Origin of the sequence: Corynebacterium sp. TAE3-ERU30, from assembly GCF_019209925.1 — a bacterium.
GTDB lineage: Bacteria > Actinomycetota > Actinomycetes > Mycobacteriales > Mycobacteriaceae > Corynebacterium > Corynebacterium megadyptis.
Window position 1 is genome coordinate 120,158 of sequence record NZ_JAHUTO010000002.1, and the last position, 18,923, is coordinate 139,080.

At 65.0% G+C, this 18,923-nt stretch carries 15 protein-coding genes; 4 read left to right on the forward strand and 11 right to left on the reverse strand.

What is annotated here, in order from left to right:
- Positions 1 to 31: 31 nt before the first annotated feature.
- From KR227_RS03560 to KR227_RS03570, 3 genes are all read right to left on the reverse strand, one after another.
- Entirely contained in the window at positions 32 to 1,018 is a 987-nt protein-coding gene (locus tag KR227_RS03560; RefSeq protein WP_218363761.1) for a hypothetical protein, read from the reverse strand.
- The gene (gene mnmA / locus KR227_RS03565) at positions 1,018 to 2,115 is read right to left on the reverse strand and encodes a tRNA 2-thiouridine(34) synthase MnmA (protein WP_218363762.1); all 1,098 of its coding nucleotides are present in this window, start codon (positions 2,113 to 2,115) and stop codon (positions 1,018 to 1,020) included. The genes KR227_RS03560 and mnmA overlap by 1 nt, the downstream gene beginning before the upstream one ends.
- 263 nt (positions 2,116 to 2,378) lie before the next feature.
- Positions 2,379 to 3,062: an aminotransferase class IV gene (locus tag KR227_RS03570; RefSeq protein WP_218363763.1), complete on the reverse strand. Its 684-nt coding sequence runs from the start codon at positions 3,060 to 3,062 to the stop codon at positions 2,379 to 2,381.
- Between the two features lie 104 nt (positions 3,063 to 3,166).
- Here KR227_RS03570 and KR227_RS03575 point away from each other — a divergent pair, with 104 nt between their 5' ends.
- Entirely contained in the window at positions 3,167 to 5,134 is a 1,968-nt protein-coding gene (locus KR227_RS03575) for a chorismate-binding protein (protein WP_218363764.1), read from the forward strand.
- Between the two features lie 8 nt (positions 5,135 to 5,142).
- Positions 5,143 to 5,916: a spermidine synthase gene (locus KR227_RS03580; protein ID WP_218363765.1), complete on the forward strand. Its 774-nt coding sequence runs from the start codon at positions 5,143 to 5,145 to the stop codon at positions 5,914 to 5,916.
- A 57-nt stretch (positions 5,917 to 5,973) separates the two neighbouring features.
- Here KR227_RS03580 and KR227_RS03585 read toward each other — a convergent pair whose 3' ends face one another.
- From KR227_RS03585 to KR227_RS03615, 7 genes are all read right to left on the reverse strand, one after another.
- Positions 5,974 to 7,050 carry a GTP-binding protein gene (locus KR227_RS03585; protein WP_218363766.1) on the reverse strand — a complete coding sequence of 359 codons (1,077 nt, stop codon included), beginning with the start codon at positions 7,048 to 7,050 and terminating at the stop codon, positions 5,974 to 5,976.
- Positions 7,051 to 7,119: 69 nt separating this feature from the next.
- Positions 7,120 to 8,244 (reverse strand): cysteine desulfurase family protein, encoded by a 1,125-nt coding sequence (locus KR227_RS03590; protein WP_218363767.1) that lies wholly within the window; start codon positions 8,242 to 8,244, stop codon positions 7,120 to 7,122.
- 119 nt (positions 8,245 to 8,363) lie between these two features.
- On the reverse strand, positions 8,364 to 9,314 hold the full coding sequence (locus tag KR227_RS03595; protein ID WP_218363768.1) for an electron transfer flavoprotein subunit alpha/FixB family protein: 951 nt from the start codon (positions 9,312 to 9,314) through the stop codon (positions 8,364 to 8,366).
- 30 nt (positions 9,315 to 9,344) lie between these two features.
- Complete coding sequence (locus tag KR227_RS03600) at positions 9,345 to 10,142, reverse strand: electron transfer flavoprotein subunit beta/FixA family protein (RefSeq protein ID WP_151549044.1); 798 nt, start codon at positions 10,140 to 10,142, stop codon at positions 9,345 to 9,347.
- Positions 10,143 to 10,198: 56 nt separating this feature from the next.
- On the reverse strand, positions 10,199 to 11,371 hold the full coding sequence (locus tag KR227_RS03605; protein ID WP_218363769.1) for an SAM-dependent methyltransferase: 1,173 nt from the start codon (positions 11,369 to 11,371) through the stop codon (positions 10,199 to 10,201).
- A gap of 33 nt (positions 11,372 to 11,404) precedes the next feature.
- A complete protein-coding gene (locus KR227_RS03610; protein WP_218363770.1) occupies positions 11,405 to 12,226 on the reverse strand; it encodes an NUDIX hydrolase in 822 nt (273 codons plus the stop codon).
- Positions 12,227 to 12,246: 20 nt separating this feature from the next.
- The gene (locus KR227_RS03615) at positions 12,247 to 13,104 is read right to left on the reverse strand and encodes an ABC transporter ATP-binding protein (protein ID WP_218363771.1); all 858 of its coding nucleotides are present in this window, start codon (positions 13,102 to 13,104) and stop codon (positions 12,247 to 12,249) included.
- 320 nt (positions 13,105 to 13,424) lie between these two features.
- Between KR227_RS03615 and KR227_RS03620 the strand changes: the two genes are divergently transcribed.
- Together KR227_RS03620 and glgB are read left to right on the forward strand one after the other, a co-directional pair.
- Positions 13,425 to 15,455 carry an alpha-1,4-glucan--maltose-1-phosphate maltosyltransferase gene (locus KR227_RS03620; RefSeq protein ID WP_218363772.1) on the forward strand — a complete coding sequence of 677 codons (2,031 nt, stop codon included), beginning with the start codon at positions 13,425 to 13,427 and terminating at the stop codon, positions 15,453 to 15,455.
- A 316-nt stretch (positions 15,456 to 15,771) separates the two neighbouring features.
- On the forward strand, positions 15,772 to 17,973 hold the full coding sequence (gene glgB, locus KR227_RS03625; protein ID WP_218363773.1) for a 1,4-alpha-glucan branching protein GlgB: 2,202 nt from the start codon (positions 15,772 to 15,774) through the stop codon (positions 17,971 to 17,973).
- On the opposite strand, the gene KR227_RS03630 is transcribed toward glgB, so the two are convergent.
- Complete coding sequence (locus KR227_RS03630) at positions 17,974 to 18,879, reverse strand: tetratricopeptide repeat protein (RefSeq protein ID WP_218363774.1); 906 nt, start codon at positions 18,877 to 18,879, stop codon at positions 17,974 to 17,976.
- Positions 18,880 to 18,923: the final 44 nt, after the last annotated feature.

Genomic DNA, 18,923 nt, shown 5'->3' on the forward strand with positions numbered 1-18,923 from the left:
ATCCCCGCGCCGGGCTGTGCGCTGTTGCCGCCTAGAGATCCCCGGCGTCTCGGCTGAGCATCTCGCCCACCACGCGGGCCGTCTTCAGTGCGCGCGCCGCGCTGAGCAGATCGCCGCGGCTGAGATCTTCTTCCGGGGCAATATCCACCGAATCGACGAGGACGTCTCGTGGCAGCGCCAGTTCATCGATGAGTCCGGCGGCCTCTTGGGCGCGGGCGCGGGGGCACTCCCCGAGTTCATCGACATGATCTGTACTACGCACCAGCCTCAGTCCGAGGCTAGTGCCCTGCTCGATCGACTCGGCGAGCGCATCTTTGGTGGAGCTATCCCACCCAGTGGCGGTGCTGAGGATCGCGTCGAAATGCATGCCCACCCTGATCTGATCCGGGGTGAGGCTGGGAACATGCAGGATACGACGGTCGGCGCTGGAGCCGAGTGGAGCCAGCGCCGGGGTGAGCTCATCGCGGTGGATCGCTGGGATGGGATCCAAGGTGGTGGCTGGGGTGAGGGTGCCGCGCAGAATGGGCGCGAGAAGCGGCTCATCGATTTGCAGCCACACTGATGCGTAGTAGCGTCGCCGAATCTCGGCGATGTGGCGGGTGATGCCTTCGTACAGACTGGCGCTGAGATCGCGCATGGCCCCAGGGTCGCGGAGGAGCAGCTGGCCAGTGCTGAGCTCGATGGAGGCCGCCAAACTCCACGGGCCCACGATCTGCTCTTTGATGACGCCGCCGACGCCGGTGCCCCAGCAGGATTCGAGCTCGTCGAGGTCTCGTTCGGTGCGGTCGAGTATGCGGCGGCTGGCGAGCTGGGGGCGCGCATCCATGCGCCAAGAGCGCGGGCCGCGGGAGACCTGCAGCCCCTCCAGCAGGCTGGCAGTGCGGCCGATAGCATCGGAGCCTAGACCGCGCTGGGGCAAGTGCGGGATGGCTCGATAATCGCCGGTTTCGCCTGCGATCACGGAGGCGGCGTCGATAAGCGAAAGCCCAGGCATGGGGCCGACAGAGTAGGCAACCATTATCGACCCGTCCCGCAAATAGTGCCGGAGCCGAGCACAATATCGCCGCCGGGATCGGGGCGATAGAGCACGGCGGCTTGGCCGCGGGCGACGCCACGCAACGGCTCCTGCAGATCCAGCACGAGCCGATCGGCGTCGCGATCCACCTGCGCCCGCGCCGCCACGACGCCGCCATGCGCCCGCACCTGGACCTCGCAGTCGAACACGCCCTCCATGTCCGGGTGGAGCACCTTCACCCGATCGGCCTCGATGCGGGTGACGGTCAGCGCCTCGCGCGGACCAACCACCACGGTGCCCGTGGAGGCGTCAATATCGGTGACATAGCGCGGTCGCCCATTCGCGGCCGGGGCCTTAATATCTAGGCCCTTGCGCTGGCCGATGGTGTACTCGTGCACCCCAGAGTGCTGGCGCAGCACCGCGCCTTCCTGATCGACGATCGCGCCCGGGCGCACCCCGATGTGCTTGCCCAAAAACGCCTGGGTGTTGCCGTCGGGAATGAAGCAAATGTCATAGGAGTCCGGCTTCGAGGCGACAGCGAATCCCATCTCCTTCGCCTCCTCGCGGATCTGCGGCTTGGGAGTATCGCCGACCGGGAACATGCAGCGCTTGATCTCCTCGATACCCAGCACGCCCAGCACATAAGACTGGTCTTTATCTGGATCCACAGAACGACGCAGATAGCCGTCCCCGCCGTCGCTCGGCTGGGTCAGCTGTGCGTAGTGCCCCGTGACAACCGCATCGAAGCCCAGCGCCACACCCCGCTCGAGCAAGGCTCGAAACTTGATCTTTTCATTGCAGCGCAGACACGGGTTCGGGGTCTCGCCAGCCGCATAGGAGTCCACGAAATCATCGATCACATCCTCTTTGAAGCGATCGGAGAAATCCCACACATAAAAAGGAATGCCCAACTTATCGCACACCCGGCGCGCATCCGCCGAATCCTCCAAAGAGCAGCACCCGCGCGAGGACTCGCGAACCGACTGCGGATCGCGGGACAACGCCAAATGCACACCAATAACCTCATGGCCCGCTCGGACCGCCCGGGCAGCAGCCACTGCAGAATCCACCCCACCACTCATCGCTGCGAGAACCCGCACTGCTCGATCTCCTCCTTGTGCGCTCCCCCACGCCCGTGGACGCGAAGGCTGTAGTTAGGGCCGGCGGCGCCACTGGGTCGCTGGCGCTCGTGCCGATAGTTCACTCCTGTGCGGCGCCGGTGCGTGGCGCCAGTGTTAAACGAGGCCTCATCCTAACAGGCGCGGTTTGCTACTACGCATCAGAGTGGCTGTACGTAATTCCCCTCCAGCAGCGGCGACTGCCGGACACGCCGCCGGACACCCTTCCGGACACGCCCAAAGCGCTAGCTGGATGGGTGCAGCCACTGCTGTGTCAGCGTGTCGATCACCTGCTGCGCAGACCCACGTGCCGCACTGATCTGACGGACCCCGTGCACGGCATTGAGGGCGATTGCACCGTCATAGTCCGAGAGCCGGAAGACATGCTCAGGCTGCCATCCCAGCTGCGGTGTCTGCTCCCGCAAGAACGCGAGGGTCGTGCTGGGAAGAATATCTGGGCTGACGGGGATGCGAACCTGGCCGCCGCGCAGCACTGCCAGGGACCAAAACGACCCCTCGGTGAGTTCACCTGTCTCCGGGCAGCGGAAAAGGATGTCGTCGTATCCGCGTGATTGGGCAGCAGCGATAAGTTCTCGGACGGGCTGAATATCGGTGTGTTTCTCTGATGCGTAGTAGCGCCGATACGGCACTTCTTCTACCTGAGTGATCGGTGCCCCGCAGCGGGGCGGCAGCTGCCGGGTGCTCACCTCGAAGGAGTCCCTATAGGCGGTAATCCGCACCACGCAGGGATCGCTGGGCAGGGCGGCGAGATGGGGCTGGAGGGTGGCGTCGAGAAGCGTAAGGGGCATGTCGAGGCAGCTGCCGAAGGCGCGGGCATCGTGGCGGAGGCGGCGCAGGTGATGCTGCCAGCCGCGGACGGGGCGGGTGTTGAGGAAGGTGGTGAAATGCCCCTGCGGTCGCTGATTCATGCTCCTCCTTGTCGGCGGTGGTCATGTGAGGCTTCATCGTAGTTGGCGGCGGATGCGCGGGGCAGATCGGTCGGGGCGGGCGGCGGCTTCTAGGATTAAGGCCCATGAAGGTTCTGCTGATCGATAATGTCGATTCGTTTACCTATAACCTCGTTGACTACTTTCACCGTCTCGGCGCGAGCGTGACCGTACTACGCAATAGCGCTCCGCTGCCCCCGCTCGACGCTGTGGATGCGATCGTCTTATCGCCGGGCCCGGGCAGTCCGCACGATCCGGCGGCGCTGGGCTGTTCCAGCGCGGCATTGGAGGCGGCTACGGCTCGCGGGATTCCGGTGTTGGGGATCTGTCTGGGCGCGCAGGCGATGGCGGTGGTCAATGGCGGCGAGGTGCGCCACGCCCCGGAGCCGATGCACGGGCGGGTCGACTCGATCAGCCACACCGAGCATCCGCTGTTTCGCGGCGTGGAGCAGGACTGCGCAGCCACGCGCTATCATTCGCTGGCGATTACCCGCCTGCCCGAGTGCATGGAGGTGCTGGCTCGTTCCAGTGATGGGGTGATTCAGGCGATCGCGCATCGCAGTCTGCCGCAGTGGGGTGTGCAGTTTCACCCCGAGTCGATTCGCACCGGCGCGGGGCTGCAGATTCTCGATAACTTCCTGCACTTAGCTGCCGAACATGCCGGCTGCCAGGTGCAGATTCATAGCTTCGCGCATCTCGTCGAGGAGTCGGAGCTCTACTGCGTAGTCCGCCAGTGGGCGCGCTACTACGCATCAGCCTCCATGTGGCTCAGCGCCGCCGCCGACCGCTTCAGCTATCTTGGCATCGGCTCCCAGGTGGAGTCCTTCGGTTTCGACGATGCGCCCAGCATGCCGACCGTGCACATCGACCGCGACGCCCCGGAGCTAGGGGCATTCACGCTCGGCTGGGTGGGCTACTTCGACTATGAGACGCCCACGCACGACCCCGACGCCGCCACCACCGCCCGTTCCGCCGATCCGGCCAGCCAGTGGATGTGGGTGGACTGCTGCGTCGTGATCGATCGCGAACAGGGGCAGATGCATCTGCTCGCCCGCGGCGGCCTCGAGCAGTCGCTTATCGACGCCATCTCCGCGCTTGCTCCCCTCCCCGCCGAGCAGCACCCTATGGCCCAGCCCAGCCATCCGCCGGCGCGGCCGCCGGTGACGATGCTCTCGCCGCCGCGTATCCGCGACGATCGCGCCAGCTACATGGACAAAATCATTCAGGCGCAACGCCACATCCTCGACGGCGACACCTATGAGGTGTGTCTGACTACGCAGCTGGAGGTGAAGGCAGAGCTGGATGTGTGCGCGGCCTTCGACTATTTACGACGCCGCCACCCCGCCCCCTATTCGGCCTTGCTCGAATTTCCCGACGTGCAGATCCTGTCCTGCTCGCCAGAAAAGATGCTCAGCATCGACGCTGCAGGCCGGGCGGTATCGAAACCGATCAAAGGAACCCGACGCCGCGACAGCGACCCCGCCACCGATCGCGCTTTAGCAGCCGAGCTACACACAGAAAAAGAGCAGGCCGAAAATTTGATGATCGTCGATTTGGTGCGCAACGATCTCACCCGCCACTGCCAGCCAGGCTCGATCACGGTAGAGAAACTCTTCGACGTTGAAAGCTACCCGAGCGTGCACCAGTTGGTCTCTACTGTCTCTGGGCTACTACGCAGTAGAGACGATGCCCTCCCTCTCGTGCGCGATTGCTTCCCTGGTGGCTCCATGACGGGCGCGCCCAAGATATCGACGATGAAAATCCTTCACCAGCTCGAAGGCGCCCCGCGTGGCATCTATTCTGGGGCGCTCGGCTATCTCAGTAGCAGCGGCGCCATCGACCTCGGCATGGTGATCCGCTCCTTCATCATCAAGGGCACCACGGTGAGCTTCGGAGTAGGCGGAGCGATCACAGCCCTGTCCACCCCGGCTGCGGAATGGGAGGAGATCATGGTGAAGTCGCACCTATTCCGCGAACTCATGGGAATCGACACTCTCGAACAACCGCCCGAGGACCACGCAGCCACCTGCTCGACTACCCCACCCACCACCTAAGGACCGATATGGCACGCCGCAACCGCTCCCGCACCGAGAAGCATCCGAGCACCAGCACACGGGCACTTGCTGGAAACTATGAGCTCAGCCACGGCGAGGCGACGTTGAAATTCGATAACGGCTGGTGGCTCTATATTGATGGCCACCCCTCTTCGCACCTCAAAATCGGAGAACCGCGCTATCTCGCTTTCGATTACATGCAATGGATCGCGGCCTGCGTCGATAAGCATGTGCGGGCGCAGCTTGATCCGCAGCGGCTGCGCATCACCCACTTGGGCGGGGGCGGCTGCTCGTTGCCGCGCTACTTCGCGGACGTGTATCCGCGCTCGCGCAACTCGGTGGTGGAATACGACGCGGTGCTCGCCGAAAAGGTGCGGGAATGGTTCGACATCCCGCGCGCCCCACAGATAAAGATTCGCGTCGGCGAGGCCGCCGCCACCACCGCATCCTTTCGGCCGGAATCGCGCGATGTCATCATCCGCGACTGCTTCTCCGACGGCGCTGTGCCCGCAGCCCTCACCGAGCGGGAGTTCGTGCACAATGTGCACCGCAGCCTGAGCGCGGACGGGATCTACGTCGCCAATACCTCCGGCGCGGCGCGGGCCGAACGTGTGGTGCTCGACGAATTTTTCGCACACACCGGGATCATCGCCCCCGCCGCTGTGTTGAAATCGGGTTCTGCTCGCGCCGCCAACGCGGTGCTGGTGGCCTCCGATCGGGCGCTGCCGGATCCCGATGCACTACGCAGCAGCATCGTTCCCGCCCGATGCGACTTCCACTAGCCGCACCCAAAAGCGCCGTTGCCGCCGTTGCCGCCGTTGCAGCGGCCGCAGCGGCAGTTATACCTGCACCAACGCCCGCGCCTCCTCGTCGGTGAGCATGGCCTCCTCGAAGGCCTGCAGCGCCGCACGCTGATCGAAATTCACCCCAATGAGCACGACTTCATTGGAGGGAGCCACCCCCGCGCTCGCCCAGGGCGCGGCTGGCTGAATGGTGAGATTGGGCCCTGCTTGGCTCCACACGTGGGCCATCTCGAGGCGATCGGCGAGCCAGCAATGACCCTTGGAACGCACCAATCCAGTTGTGCTGCGTAGTGCCTGTACCAAGCGCTCGCGATCGAAGGGGCGATCCCCGCGAAAGACCACGGAGGAAATCCCGTACTCCTCGGTTTCGGGTGTGTGCGGATTCGCGAGCTCCTCGGTATAGCCCTGGTAGGTTGCCGCGGTCTGGGCGTCGTAGAGAGCGGAGTCGAGGATGGCATCGGCGGCGATCTCGCCGTGGGTCACGGGCACGATACGCGCCCGCGGGTTCATCGCGCGCACCGCGTCGATGGTCGCCCCCGTTGCGGCTTCGCCGGCGATATCGGTTTTGGTGATGAGGATGAGATCGGCGAATTCTGTTTGCTCCACGAGCAGATCGGCGATGGTGCGCTCGTCGTTTTCGTCGAAGCTGGCGCCGCGCTGCAGCTGGGTGATGAAGGTGGAGGCATCCACGAGCGTGACCATCGAGTTGATGGGGGCGACATCGCACAGGCGGGTGCCGTCGTCGAAGGTCCACTCGAACGTGGCCGCGACGGGCATCGGCTCGGAGATACCGGTGGATTCGATGACGATGTGATCGAAGCGCCGCGAGCGGGCTAGCTCGCCGACGCTGTCCACGAGATCCTCACGCAGTGTGCAGCAGATGCAGCCATTGGACAGTTCCACGAAGCGCTCCTCCCCGCGCTCGAGGTGACTGCCCTTGGCGATGAGATCGGCGTCGATGTTGATTTCGGAGAAGTCGTTGACGATCACCGCGATTTTTCGCTCGCGGGCATCGTGCAGCAGGTGATTGAGCAGCGTGGTTTTGCCCGCCCCTAAAAATCCCGACAATACGGTGACTGGGGTCGTGGCAGCAGGTGTGATAGGTGAACTCATGGCCCATCACCATACCCTATTGGAAACTGATTCCATTAAACGGGCGCCGGATCGCCCCACCAGCCCGCTTCAGCACATCCCAGCGACGCGGGCCATCTCAACAATCCGCGGAAATTCCTCCACGACGCGCGCAATATCCTCCTCGCATGTGGTGCGCCCCAGCGTCATACGCACCGCCGAGCGCGCATCCGCCTCCGAGACCCCCATCGCCAGCAACACCTCGCTCGCGCGATTCACCCCGGCCGCGCACGCCGAGCCCGTGGCGCACTCGATCCCGGCACTATCGGCGAGCATGATCAAGCTATCGCCCTCCGCCCCGGGCACGCTGAAGTGCAGATGCCCCGGCAAGAGCTGTTGCCCCTCACCATGCATGAGCACATTGTCAATGGAGCCCCGAAGTCCACTGCGTAGTCGCTCACGCACATCTTCTAGGCGCTGCTTTTCGACGCTCATCTCCGCGCACGCCTCCCGCAAAGCCGCAGCCGTGGCCACTGCCCCCGCCACGTCCACAGTGCCGGGGCGGATACCGCGCTGCTGCCCGCCGCCACACAGAATCGGCTGCGGCACCGGCGAGCGCCGGGCGAGCAGCAGCCCCACCCCGCGGGGACCGCCGAATTTATGCGCGCTCGCCGCTAGGGTGTGCGCCCCGAGCGCACGGAAACTCACGTGGATATGCCCCACCGCCTGGACGGCGTCGACATGCACGGGCGTATCCACCGCCGCAGCTGCATCCACCAGAGTTTCTACCGGCTGCACGACCCCGGTTTCGTTATTGGCCAGCATCATCGTGGCCACCGAGTGCGAGGTGGACAGCACCGAGCGGATGGAGTCTTCGTCCACCGCGCCGCCGGGGCTGACGGTGAAATATTCGCACTCGTGGCGGGCCACGACCTCCCGCACAGCCGGGTGCTCGATCGGGCTACTCGCCACGGGCAGCTCGGGCTGGGCCTGCGCGAACCCGGCGACGGCCAGATTGTCGGCCTCAGTTCCCGAACCGCAGAAAATTACCTCAATCGGTTCGCAATCGAGGCACTCGGCAATAGTTTCGCGCGCCTCAGAAAGCAGCGCATTCGCCGCCCGCCCCGAGCCATACTGCCCGCCGGGGTTGAGCGCCCCCGAGGCCTCGATCCACGCCTGGCGAGCGGTCTCGCGCAGCGGTGCTGTTGCTGCGTAGTCCAGATAGATGCGCTTCATTGCTTCCTTGGCTTCTCCTACATCCGGTTGTGCTACTACGCAGCAGAGCCCCATCCCGTACTCCCCCACCCGCGCCTGTCGCTACCCCCTACGTACACGACGCGGGCACAGGGAGTTATCTAGCCGCGACGGTTGGTGATCTCCTCGATCAGCTGCGGCACCACCTCGTCGACATCGCCGACCACGCCGAAGTCCGCGATCTCGAAGATCGGGGCGTCTTCATCGCTATTGATCACCACGATGCGCTTGGCGGTCTGCATACCGGATTTGTGCTGGATTGCACCGGAGAGACCGAGGCCGATGTACAGATCCGGCGAGACGGTCACACCGGTTTGGCCGATCTGATAGTTGCCGTCGTAGAAGCCCTCGTCCACTGCGTCGCGGGTCGCGCCCACCGCACCGTCGAAGAGATCCGCCAGCGGCTCGGCTAGGGTCTTGAAGCCATCGGCAGAGGACAAGCCACGCCCACCGGCCACCACCACAGGAGCCTGGGTGAGCTGCGGACGATCCCCCCGCTCGGCGGGAATGAAGGAGCGGACCTGGGCATCCAGCGGCGAGGAGTCGGGCAGGTCGATAGTGGCCAGCGCCCCGGCGGCCGGTGCCGCATCGGGCGTGATGGCGCCGCCACGCACCGCATAGATCGGGCTCTCGCCGCCCACAGCGGCTGTCACCGAGTATTGGTCACCGAAGATGGACTGCGATGCGGTGCCATCGGGGTTGATCGCCACCACATCGTTGAGCACGCCCGAGGCGACACGCGCCGCAAGCCGCCCGGCGATCTCAGATCCAGCCACCCCGGCTGCCACCACGATCGGGCCGGGCTGGCCCGCGGCGAGCATCGACAGGGCATCCACCTCGGGGATGATGAGCCGCTCGGTAACAGACTCCGACTCGGCGGCGATCACCATTTCTGCGCCCCACTGCCCCAGCTGGGCGGCAAAACCCTCGGCGGTACCGGGGGTGCCCACCACCACCGCCGAGACCTCGCCGAGCTGGCGGCCAGCGCTAATCAGCTCGGCCGTGACTGCGTCGAGCTCACCATTAGAATGCTTGACAAGTACGTATGTCATTGTTGTTCACTACGCCTTTCTGACTGCGCTTTAGAGCAGGCCCTCGGAGGACAGGTAATCGGCGATGGCCTTCGCGCCGTCACCGTTATCGCGGACGATCTGGCCGGAGCCGCGCTCCGGACGCGGCGTGGCGGACTGCACCACGGTGGCGGAGTGGGCCACGCCCACCTGGGAGGGATCCACCCCGATAGCGGCCAGATCGATCCGCGTGATCTCGGCCTTCTTGGCAGCCATAATGCCCTTGAAGTTAGGAAAGCGCGGCTTCGCGGCGCGCTCACTGATGGAGACAACAGCTGGGTAGGACGCACTCATCTCGTAGCTGCCCTGGTGATCGGTGCGCGTGGCCTGCACAGTTCCTGCCTCCGGATCGGCGTCCACATCTGCCACCATGGTCAGCGCCGGGAGCTGGCGATATTCCGCCAGAATGCCCGGGATCATGCCCATCTGCCCATCGGAGGAGGCATTACCAGCAATAATGAGCGCCACATCATCGATGGTGTTGATCGCGTTGTGCAGCGCCCAGGCTGTGCCCATCGTGTCGGAGCCCGCCAGAGAATCGTCGACAAGCAATACCGCGTCATCGGCACCCATGGCGAGGGCCTTGCGCAGGCACTCCTCGGCGCCCTCGGGGCCCATGCTCAGCGCCACCACGCGGAAGCCGGCATCGGGGTGCGCCTCTTTGATGCGTAGTGCCTGTTCCACCGAGTACTCGTTGATCTCATCGATCACCTCGTCCGCCGCCTCGCGGTCGAGGGTGAAATCCTCCTCGAGCGACTTCGTGGACCACGTATCGGGTACGTGCTTGACCAGTGCAACCAATGCTGGCATGAGCTCGTTCAATCTCCTTCGGGCAGTATTTCAACACACTTTTGTTGTCTATTTGCTTAGCGGACACCATCGTAATGCTTCCGCGGATGGCAGACAAAGGCCATCGCGCCCCGATCGAGGCGGGCGATCACGCAGGCATAGGCCTGCGATCCACGCAGTTTCAGTTTTTTACGTAGTACATCGGGATCCACATCCACCCCGCGCACCAGAATTTCCAGGCTTCCCGCCGCGCGCCGCTTCATCACCTGCCGCAGCTGCTTCAAGGGCACGGCCTCAAGCACCTCGAAGCCGCTCGCGCCCGGCGGGATCTGCTCCCCAGTGAGATAGGCAATGTGCTCATTGAGCATCCACAGCCCATGGCGCTGGGCATAGGCGCGCACCAGCCCCGCCCGCACCACGGCCCCATCGGGGTCGATGATATAGCGGCCCACCTCGCCCACGGGCGCCTCCGGCGGCTCCTCGGCGCTGGTATAGCGATCCACCGTGCCCGCCTCGTCGATCACCCAGGCCTCGCGGCCGCTCGCGCCGAGCTGCTCGGAATAGAGGCAGGTTTCTTTCACCGCCCCCGCCACGCTCGCCACCGTCACCAACCCGGGCCATTCTGCGTAGTCGATGCCTGGGGCGCACTTCACCACCACAGGGGTATCCGGATAGGCCGCCAGAAGATCCGGCAGCGGCGGCACCAGATCCTGCACCTTGGTGATGCGCCGCCCGCCAGCCCGGCGCGCCGGATCCGCCACCACCACATCGGCACTGGGCGCCACTGGGGCGAGGGCATCGGCGCGCACGCACCACCCCTGCGCCAGATTGTGGGCCGCCATGGCCACCCGCGCCGGATCGAGATCCGAACCGAGATAGCGCAGCCCGGCGCGGGTGAGCTCTAAGCCCTCGCTGCCAATCGAGCAGGTGACATCATTGACCAACGCCTGCTCTCCACACAGCGCCCGTAACCGCTCGGCGCGGGCAGCCGCCACCTGCCACGGGGTGGCCTGTTGGGCGGATTCCTGGCACATCAGCAACCCCTCGCCACCGCTGCGGAACTTCTGCGCTGCCGAGCGGCGAGCGCTCACCAGCTCAACGACGGCGCGACCATAGTCGCCGAACTCCGCGCGGGCGGCGGCGTGATCGGCGATCATGCTCGCCTTCGTGCAGGCATGCTCCCGCGCCCAGTGCGCGATGGCGGGACCGTGGGATGCGAGAAAATGCACCTCGCTCGGGCTCAAGGACATAGCCCTACAGTGTAGTTGCCGCCCCCACTGCTACTACGCATCAGAGATCACACGTCCGAAATAGCTATTGCATTCCGGCTTATCGACGATCGGCTCCATGTCCACCTCTGGCAGCGTCGCTAAGAGCGCGGCGACAGAATCCACGGCGCTGAGCACCCGCAGCTTCGACCAGGTCGGCAGCACGAGCTGCACTGTTCCCTCAGCCCAGCCATCAAGCAGCTCCTGGGGGCGGTACCAGCCGGCCGTCGTTGTTTCCCCAGAGACCGCATCGGGTCGCTGTTCGCGCGGTGCAACCACCACAAAGGAAAAAGCATCGAAGCTGCGTGCCGCGCCGGGAGGGCCGATCCAGCGGGCGAAGGGGTGCAGCAGCGAGGACGCTATCTGCAGCTGCTGGGTGTGCAGGAAATCGCCGAAGCCGAGCTGCTTGGACTCGAGCGCGAGGCGTTGCTGATGAAACCTATCCGCCCGCCGCAGCAGCTGCTGCGTGCCCTCGCAGGCAATGAGCGTGCCGGTTTCTTCGAAGAGCTCGCGGACCGCGGCGGTCACAATCGCCGCAGCGTGGTTCGGCGCAACTCCGAGTCTGTGTGCCCACTGCTCAGGCGACGGCCCCTGCCACAACGCAGCGTGCATGGCGGAAGAAAGATAGTCGCCGCGGTCCACCCCACCGCCGGGAAATACCGTGGCCGAGGGGAAGGTGGGCATGGAGTTCACTCGGTGCTGGGCATAGACCTCAAGACCGGCCTGCCCGTCGCGTACTAATACCACCGTGGCCGCCAGCCGCGGGGCGGGCGGGGTGTGGCCCGGCGGCAGCCGCAGGGCGGCCTGGGAGAGATCGCGGGCGGTGGGACGCTCCATCACTCTGCTGCGTAGTAGCCCTAGGAACGCGGGGCGCGGTGCGCCCCACCGGTGCGGGAGCGACGGGCGAAATAGCGGCCGTCGATACGATCCAAGGTGATCTGCTGGTGGAAAGTGGTGGTGAGGTTCTCACTGGTGAGGACATCATCAATGAGGCCCTGGGCGACGATGCCGCCCTCGTCGAGAAGCAGCGCGTGGGTGAAACCGCGGGGGATTTCCTCCACATGGTGGGTGATCATCACCGTGGCCGGGGCATCGGGGTCCATGGCGAGATCGCCGAGATAGCCCACGAGGTCTTCGCGGCCGCCGAGGTCGAGGCCTGCGCCCGGTTCGTCGAGAAGCAACAGCTCGGGATTGGTCATCAACGCGCGGGCGATGAGCACCCGCTTCTTCTCGCCCTCGCTGAGCGTTCCCCAGGTGCGATCCCGCAGATGCAGGGCGCCCACCTGCTCGAGGGTGTCGATGGCGTGCTCGAAGTCCATTTCCTCATAGGCCTCGCGCCAGCGGCCGAGAATGGCATAGCCGGCGGAGATCACCAGATCCGCCACCTTTTCATCCTCGGGGATGCGGGTGCCGATCGCCGAGGAGGTCATGCCGATCATGGTGCGCAGATCGCGCATATCGGTCTTGCCCACTTGCTCGCCCATGAGAAAGGCCACACCACTGGTGGGGAAGGCCTCTGCGGCGGCTAAGCGGAACAGGGTGGTCTTGCCCGCACCATTCGGGCCGATCACCACCCAGCGCTCGTCCAGCTCCACCTGCCAAGTGATATTGCCCAGGAGGGCGCGACCATCGCGCACGAAGGAAATATCGCGAAAATCGATCAGCAGGTCCGGATCCGTGGGGGCTACAGGCGAGGAACTCATAGCCTCCATCATGGCGGAAAAATGCAGTGCTGTGGGCGAGCCACACCCTGGCCTCCCCCTGCGGCGCCCTAGCGGCGCCCCGGCAGTGCCCCGGCGGCTGCGGTGGCGGCTGCGGTGGCGCGCGGCGGGATCGATTGAGCGCGCGCCGAGCACTGGTCACTATCACCTATAACTGTGGTCAAAATACCAAAAGCAGCACCCTGTAATTCCCCTTCTGAGCCAGTAGACTTGGGGTTCAACGTCGCATCGTCTATACAAAATCGTCTATATAAAACTGCCCCGCGCTCGAGCCCTTTTCGGCCGGCGCGGAGCGAGAGAAAGTGGTGTCTATTGTGACTGGCAGACTCGGTATTGATGACGTCCGCCCGTACATCTCAGGGAATCGTTGCCCCTCCAAGGCCGTCGTTGGTGAGGTCGTTCCCGTCTTCGCCCTCGTCTGGCGCGAGGGGCATGATGCTATTTCCGCCACCCTCAACGTTAAAGGACCCAAAGAGTCCTCCGTGGCTCCGAAGATGAAGCGCATCCCGATGAGCGCGGATGCCTTCGACCAGGACGAGCACCACGCGATCTTCGTGCCCGATGTGCCGGGTCAGTGGAGCTTCCGCGTGGACGCCTGGTCCGATCCCATGGCCACCTGGCGCCACGCGGTCACCGCCAAAATCCACGCCGGCCAGTCCGCAGCCGAGCTGGCCAACGATCTGGAGACCGGCGCCCAGCTCTTCGAGCGTGCCGCCAAGAAAGCGCCGAAGACCTATCAGCAGCAGCTTCTCGACGTCGCCGCCACGCTGCGTTCCGACGCCGAGGTCCGCGCCCGCGTCGCGCCCGCGCTCTCGAAGGACATCCTCGGTATCTTGGACCTGCACCCGCTGCGCGAACTGCTCACCCGCGGCCGCACCCACAAGGTCGAGGTCATGCGCCGCAAGGCCCTGGTTAGCTCGTGGTATGAGCTCTTCCCCCGTTCCACCGGCGGCTGGGATGACTCCGGCGCCCCCGTGCACGGCACCTTCGCCAGCACCGCGGAGCAACTGCCGCGGATTAAGGCCATGGGCTTTGATACTGTCTACTTCCCGCCGATCCACCCCATCGGCGAGATCAACCGCAAGGGCCGCAACAACACCCTGGTGACCGAGCCGAACGATGTGGGCTCGCCCTGGGCCATCGGCTCCAGCGACGGCGGCCACGACGCCGTCCACCCCCAGCTCGGCACCCTCGAGGACTTCGACGCCCTTATCGCCCGCGCCAAGGAACTGGACCTCGAGATCGCCCTCGACTTGGCGCTGCAATGCGCCCCCGATCACCCCTGGGCTAAGGATCATCCCGAGTGGTTTACCGTCCTTCCGGACGGCACCATCGCCTATGCGGAAAACCCGCCCAAGAAGTACCAGGACATCTACCCGCTCAACTTCGACAATGATCAACAGGGCATCTACGACGAAGTCCTGCGCGTGGTGAAGTTCTGGATCAAGCGAGGCGTGACCACCTTCCGCGTGGACAACCCGCACACCAAGCCCACCAACTTCTGGGAGTGGCTCATCGCCACCGTGCATGAGACCAACCCCGAGGTGATCTTCCTCGCCGAGGCCTTCACCCGCCGCCCGCGCCTCTACGGCCTGGCCAAGGCAGGTTTCTCCCAGAGCTACACCTACTTCACCTGGCAGACCTCCAAGCAAGAGCTCACCGAGTTCGGCCAAGAGATTGCCCGCATGGCCGATATCTCCCGGCCCAATCTCTTTGTCAATACTCCCGACATTCTCCACGCCTCCTTGCAGGAGGGCGGCCGTGGCGCCTTCGCTATCCGCGCCACCCTGGCCACCACCCTCTCCCCGCTGTGGGGCATGTACTCCGGCTTCGAGCTCTACGAAGGCGAGGCCGTGGCCCCCGGCAGCGAGGAGTATATGGACTCCGAGAAATACGAGCTGCGCCCCCGCGACTTCGAGGCCGCACTGCGCAATGGCGACTCCCTCGAGCCCTATATCACCACCCTCAACCGGATTCGCCACGAGCAGCCCGCCCTGCAGCAGCTGCGCTCCATCCACTTCCACGACATCGACTCCGAGCAGATGATCGCCTACTCCAAGGTGGACGCCCTCACCGGCAACACCGTGCTGGTGATCGTCAATCTCGACCCGTGGAACGAGCACGCAGCCACCGTGCGCCTCAACATGGAGGCCATCGGCCAAGACTGGGATGCCGAGTTCGAGGTCACCGACCAGATCACTGGTAACCGCTACACCTGGAGCGCCGCCAACTACGTCAACCTCAAGCCCTGGGAGAACGTCGCGCACATCTTCGTGCTGCCCGACGTGCCCCCTGCCCGGCGCGAAGCACTGGCGTGGCGCACCATCGAGGACTATCGCCTCTAGTCCCACCGTCGGCACAGGGCGCTGGCGGCTGCGGTGCCCGGCGCGGCATCGACTGCGGCGGGTAGCACTACGCAGCAGAGTGCGAGTGGCAGCGAGACGGCGTCGATAAGCGTCTCGCGCCGCTGAGCACCGGCGCCCCTCGCTCTTCGTAGCATCCGCTCCGCCCCTGCCCACAGTGCCGTGCGCCACCCTCTCAGGGCGCGTGCCCACCGCCGATCCGGCAGAGGACACGACAGCTCTCAGCCCGATCCGCTACACCGCGTACTCTTCTGCGTAGTAGCTCAACCACCCGACCATCCGACAGAAAGCTCACCCCATGCCCTTCGATCCTCACGATCCCACCCTCGGCATCCCCGACCACGACTTGCAGCGTCTGCGGTATTGCCAGCACCACGACCCCCATGCTTTCTACGGCTGGCACGCCACCCCGAGCGGCGCGGTGATCCGCACCCGCCAGCCCGGCGCGGAGAAGGTGGAGATCCTCACTGCTGATGGCGGCACCCATGAGGCGGTGCACACCACGGATGGCATTTTCGCCATGCTGCTCGAGTCCTCGGAGCCGATTGACTATCGCCTGCGCGTCACCTGGCCGGGGATGGACCCGATCACCGTCGCTGATGGCTACCACTTCCTGCCCACGCTCGGCGAGACGGACCTGTACCTGATTGGTGAGGGCCGCCATGAGCGGCTCTGGGAGGTGCTGGGCTCACATGTACGCACCATCGACACGGAGATGGGCCCGGTGGTCGGCACCTCCTTTGCGGTGTGGGCGCCGAACGCGATCGGTGTCGCCGTGGTGGGAAGCTTCTCCGGGTGGAACCCGGCCCAGTATCCGATGCGTTCGCTCGGGTCCTCGGGTGTGTGGGAGGTGTTTATCCCCAACGTCGGTGCGGGCGAGGTGTATAAGTACGCCATCCAGACCAAGGAGGGCTACCGCCGCGATAAGGCCGATCCCATGGCTCGCCAGGCGGAGGTGCCTCCGGCGACGGGATCGATCATTAACGAATCCACCTATGAGTGGAAGGACGATGCCTGGATCACCAAGCGGGCGCGTTCCAATGCTCAGACCGAGCCGATGAGCGTCTACGAGGTGCATCTCGGATCGTGGAAGCAGGGGCGCACCTACGAGGATCTCGCCGTGGAGCTGGTGGACTATGTCGATCACATGGGCTACACCCACGTGGAGTTCCTGCCGGTGGCGGAGCACCCCTTCGGCGGCTCCTGGGGCTATCAGGTCTCGGGCTACTACGCACCAACGTCGCGCTGGGGCACCCCCGATCAATTCCGTGCCCTCGTGGATGCCTTCCACGCCCGCGGTATCGGTGTGATCGTGGACTGGGTGCCGGCGCACTTCCCCAAGGACGAGTTCGCTCTCGCCCGCTTCGATGGCGAGGCTCTCTACGAGCACCCTGACTGGCGCCGCGGCGAGCAGCGCGACTGGGGCACCTATGTCTTCGACTTCGGCCGCACCGAGGTGCGCAACTTCCTCGTCGCCAATGCGCTGTATTGGTGCAAGGAATTCCACATCGACGGCCTGCGCGTGGACGCGGTGGCCTCCATGCTGTATCTGGATTACTCCCGCGATGAGGGCGAGTGGCTGCCCAACCAATTCGGCGGCCGGGAAAACCTCGAGGCCAAGCAGCTGCTGCAGGAAGTCAACGCCACCGTGGCCAGTACCTTCCCCGGCGTGCTCACTATTGCGGAGGAGTCCACCTCCTGGCCGGGTGTCACCGCCCCGACCTACAACGACGGCCTCGGCTTCTCCCTGAAGTGGAACATGGGCTGGATGAACGACACCCTCGAGTATTTCGCGCAGGACCCCATCCACCGCAAGTACCACCACAACGAGATCACCTTCTCGATGGTCTACGCCTACTCGGAGCGCTACGTGCTGCCCATCTCCCACGACGAGGTGGTGCACGGCAAGGGCACCCTGTGGACTCGGATGCCGGGCGATCCCTGGAACAAGGCCGCCGGCGTGCGCACCCTGCTCGCCTATATGTGGGCGCACCCAGGCAAGAACCTGCTCTTCCAGGGCCAGGAGTTTGCCCAGGTGCAGGAGTGGAATGAAAACCGGTCCATCGATTGGGGAAACATGGAGGGCTGGGAAGGCGAATATCATCGCGGCGTGCACCAGCTGGTGCGCGATCTCAACTCCAACTACAAGGAGCTACCGGCGCTCTATTCGCTCGATAGCGACCCCGCCGGTTTCCAGTGGGCCAAGTCCGATGACGCGGACAACAACATCCTCGCCTTCTACCGCACCGGCGATAAGGGCGAGAAGCTGCTCTGCGTCTTCAACTTCGGTGGCTCCTCCCAGCAGGCCTATACCCTCGGCGTGCCGGAGGCCGGCCGGTGGTCGCTGCTGCTGAACACCGATGCCGGCGCCTATGAGGGCGCGGGCAACGATATCGGCAGCGGCTTCGACGCCACCGACAGCGCCTGGGACGGCTACCCCTACTCCACGACGCTGCACATCCCCGCGCTCTCCGCGCAGTGGTACCGGCTAGACAGCTAGCTAGTACAGCGCCGAGGCCAGCTTGCCCCGCGCCGCCAACACGCGCGGGTCAGCGGTCTCGTACATGCCAAAAAGCTCGATGAGGCGGTCCTTGAGGGCCGCCTTTTCTTCGCCCTCGGCCTGGGTGATCGCCGCGATGAGCCCGTCGAAGGCCTCCTCCACACGCCCATGCGCGATCAGCGCATCCGCTGCTGCGTAGTGCTTATCGACGCCACCCTGCGCCGCATCCCCCTCATCGTCCGCGGCAGCCTCGCTTGCACGCGCACGCTGGATCACCTCGGCACGCTTAGACAGCTGCACCAGCTCCGGATCCTCCGGATGCTCGGCCAGGGCCTCCTCGAGGATCGGCAGCGCCTGATCGAGATCAGGCTCCGCGGCGTCAAGGAGACTACGCACCTGAGCAATACGGGGATCTTCTTCCGGCTCCTCGCCCGGCAGCCCCTCGAGTTTGCCGGCGACAGCCCCCACCACAGCGGCGGTCCACTGCTGCAGCGCCTCCTCGGGCTGACCGCCCTGGAAGTCGGTAATCGGTTGGCCTTGGGCGAGCGCCAGCACGGTCGGCAGGCCCTGCACGCCCAGCGCCTGGGCGAGCTGCGGGGTGCGATCGGCGTCCAGATAGGCGTAGATCCAGCTGATCTGCTCCTGCGTGTTGGCGAGACGGCTCAACACGGTGTGCATCTCCGCGGACTCGGGCGAGCGCTGGGTACCGATATGCACCACCACCGGCACCTGCATGGAACGCTCCAGCACCTCGGACTTAATGTTCTGCTCGGTGACATCCACCACCGGTGCCACGGTGTGCCCCGCATCGCGACCCTGGGTGTGGCCCTTCGCCTCCGCGCGGGATTTCACCTCCCCCAGATCAATAGCCCCAGCAACAAATCGTTCAGGTGCGTTCTCAGCCATGGTGCTCCTTAGTTCTGCGTAGTGTAATTCTGCGTAGTGTCGTC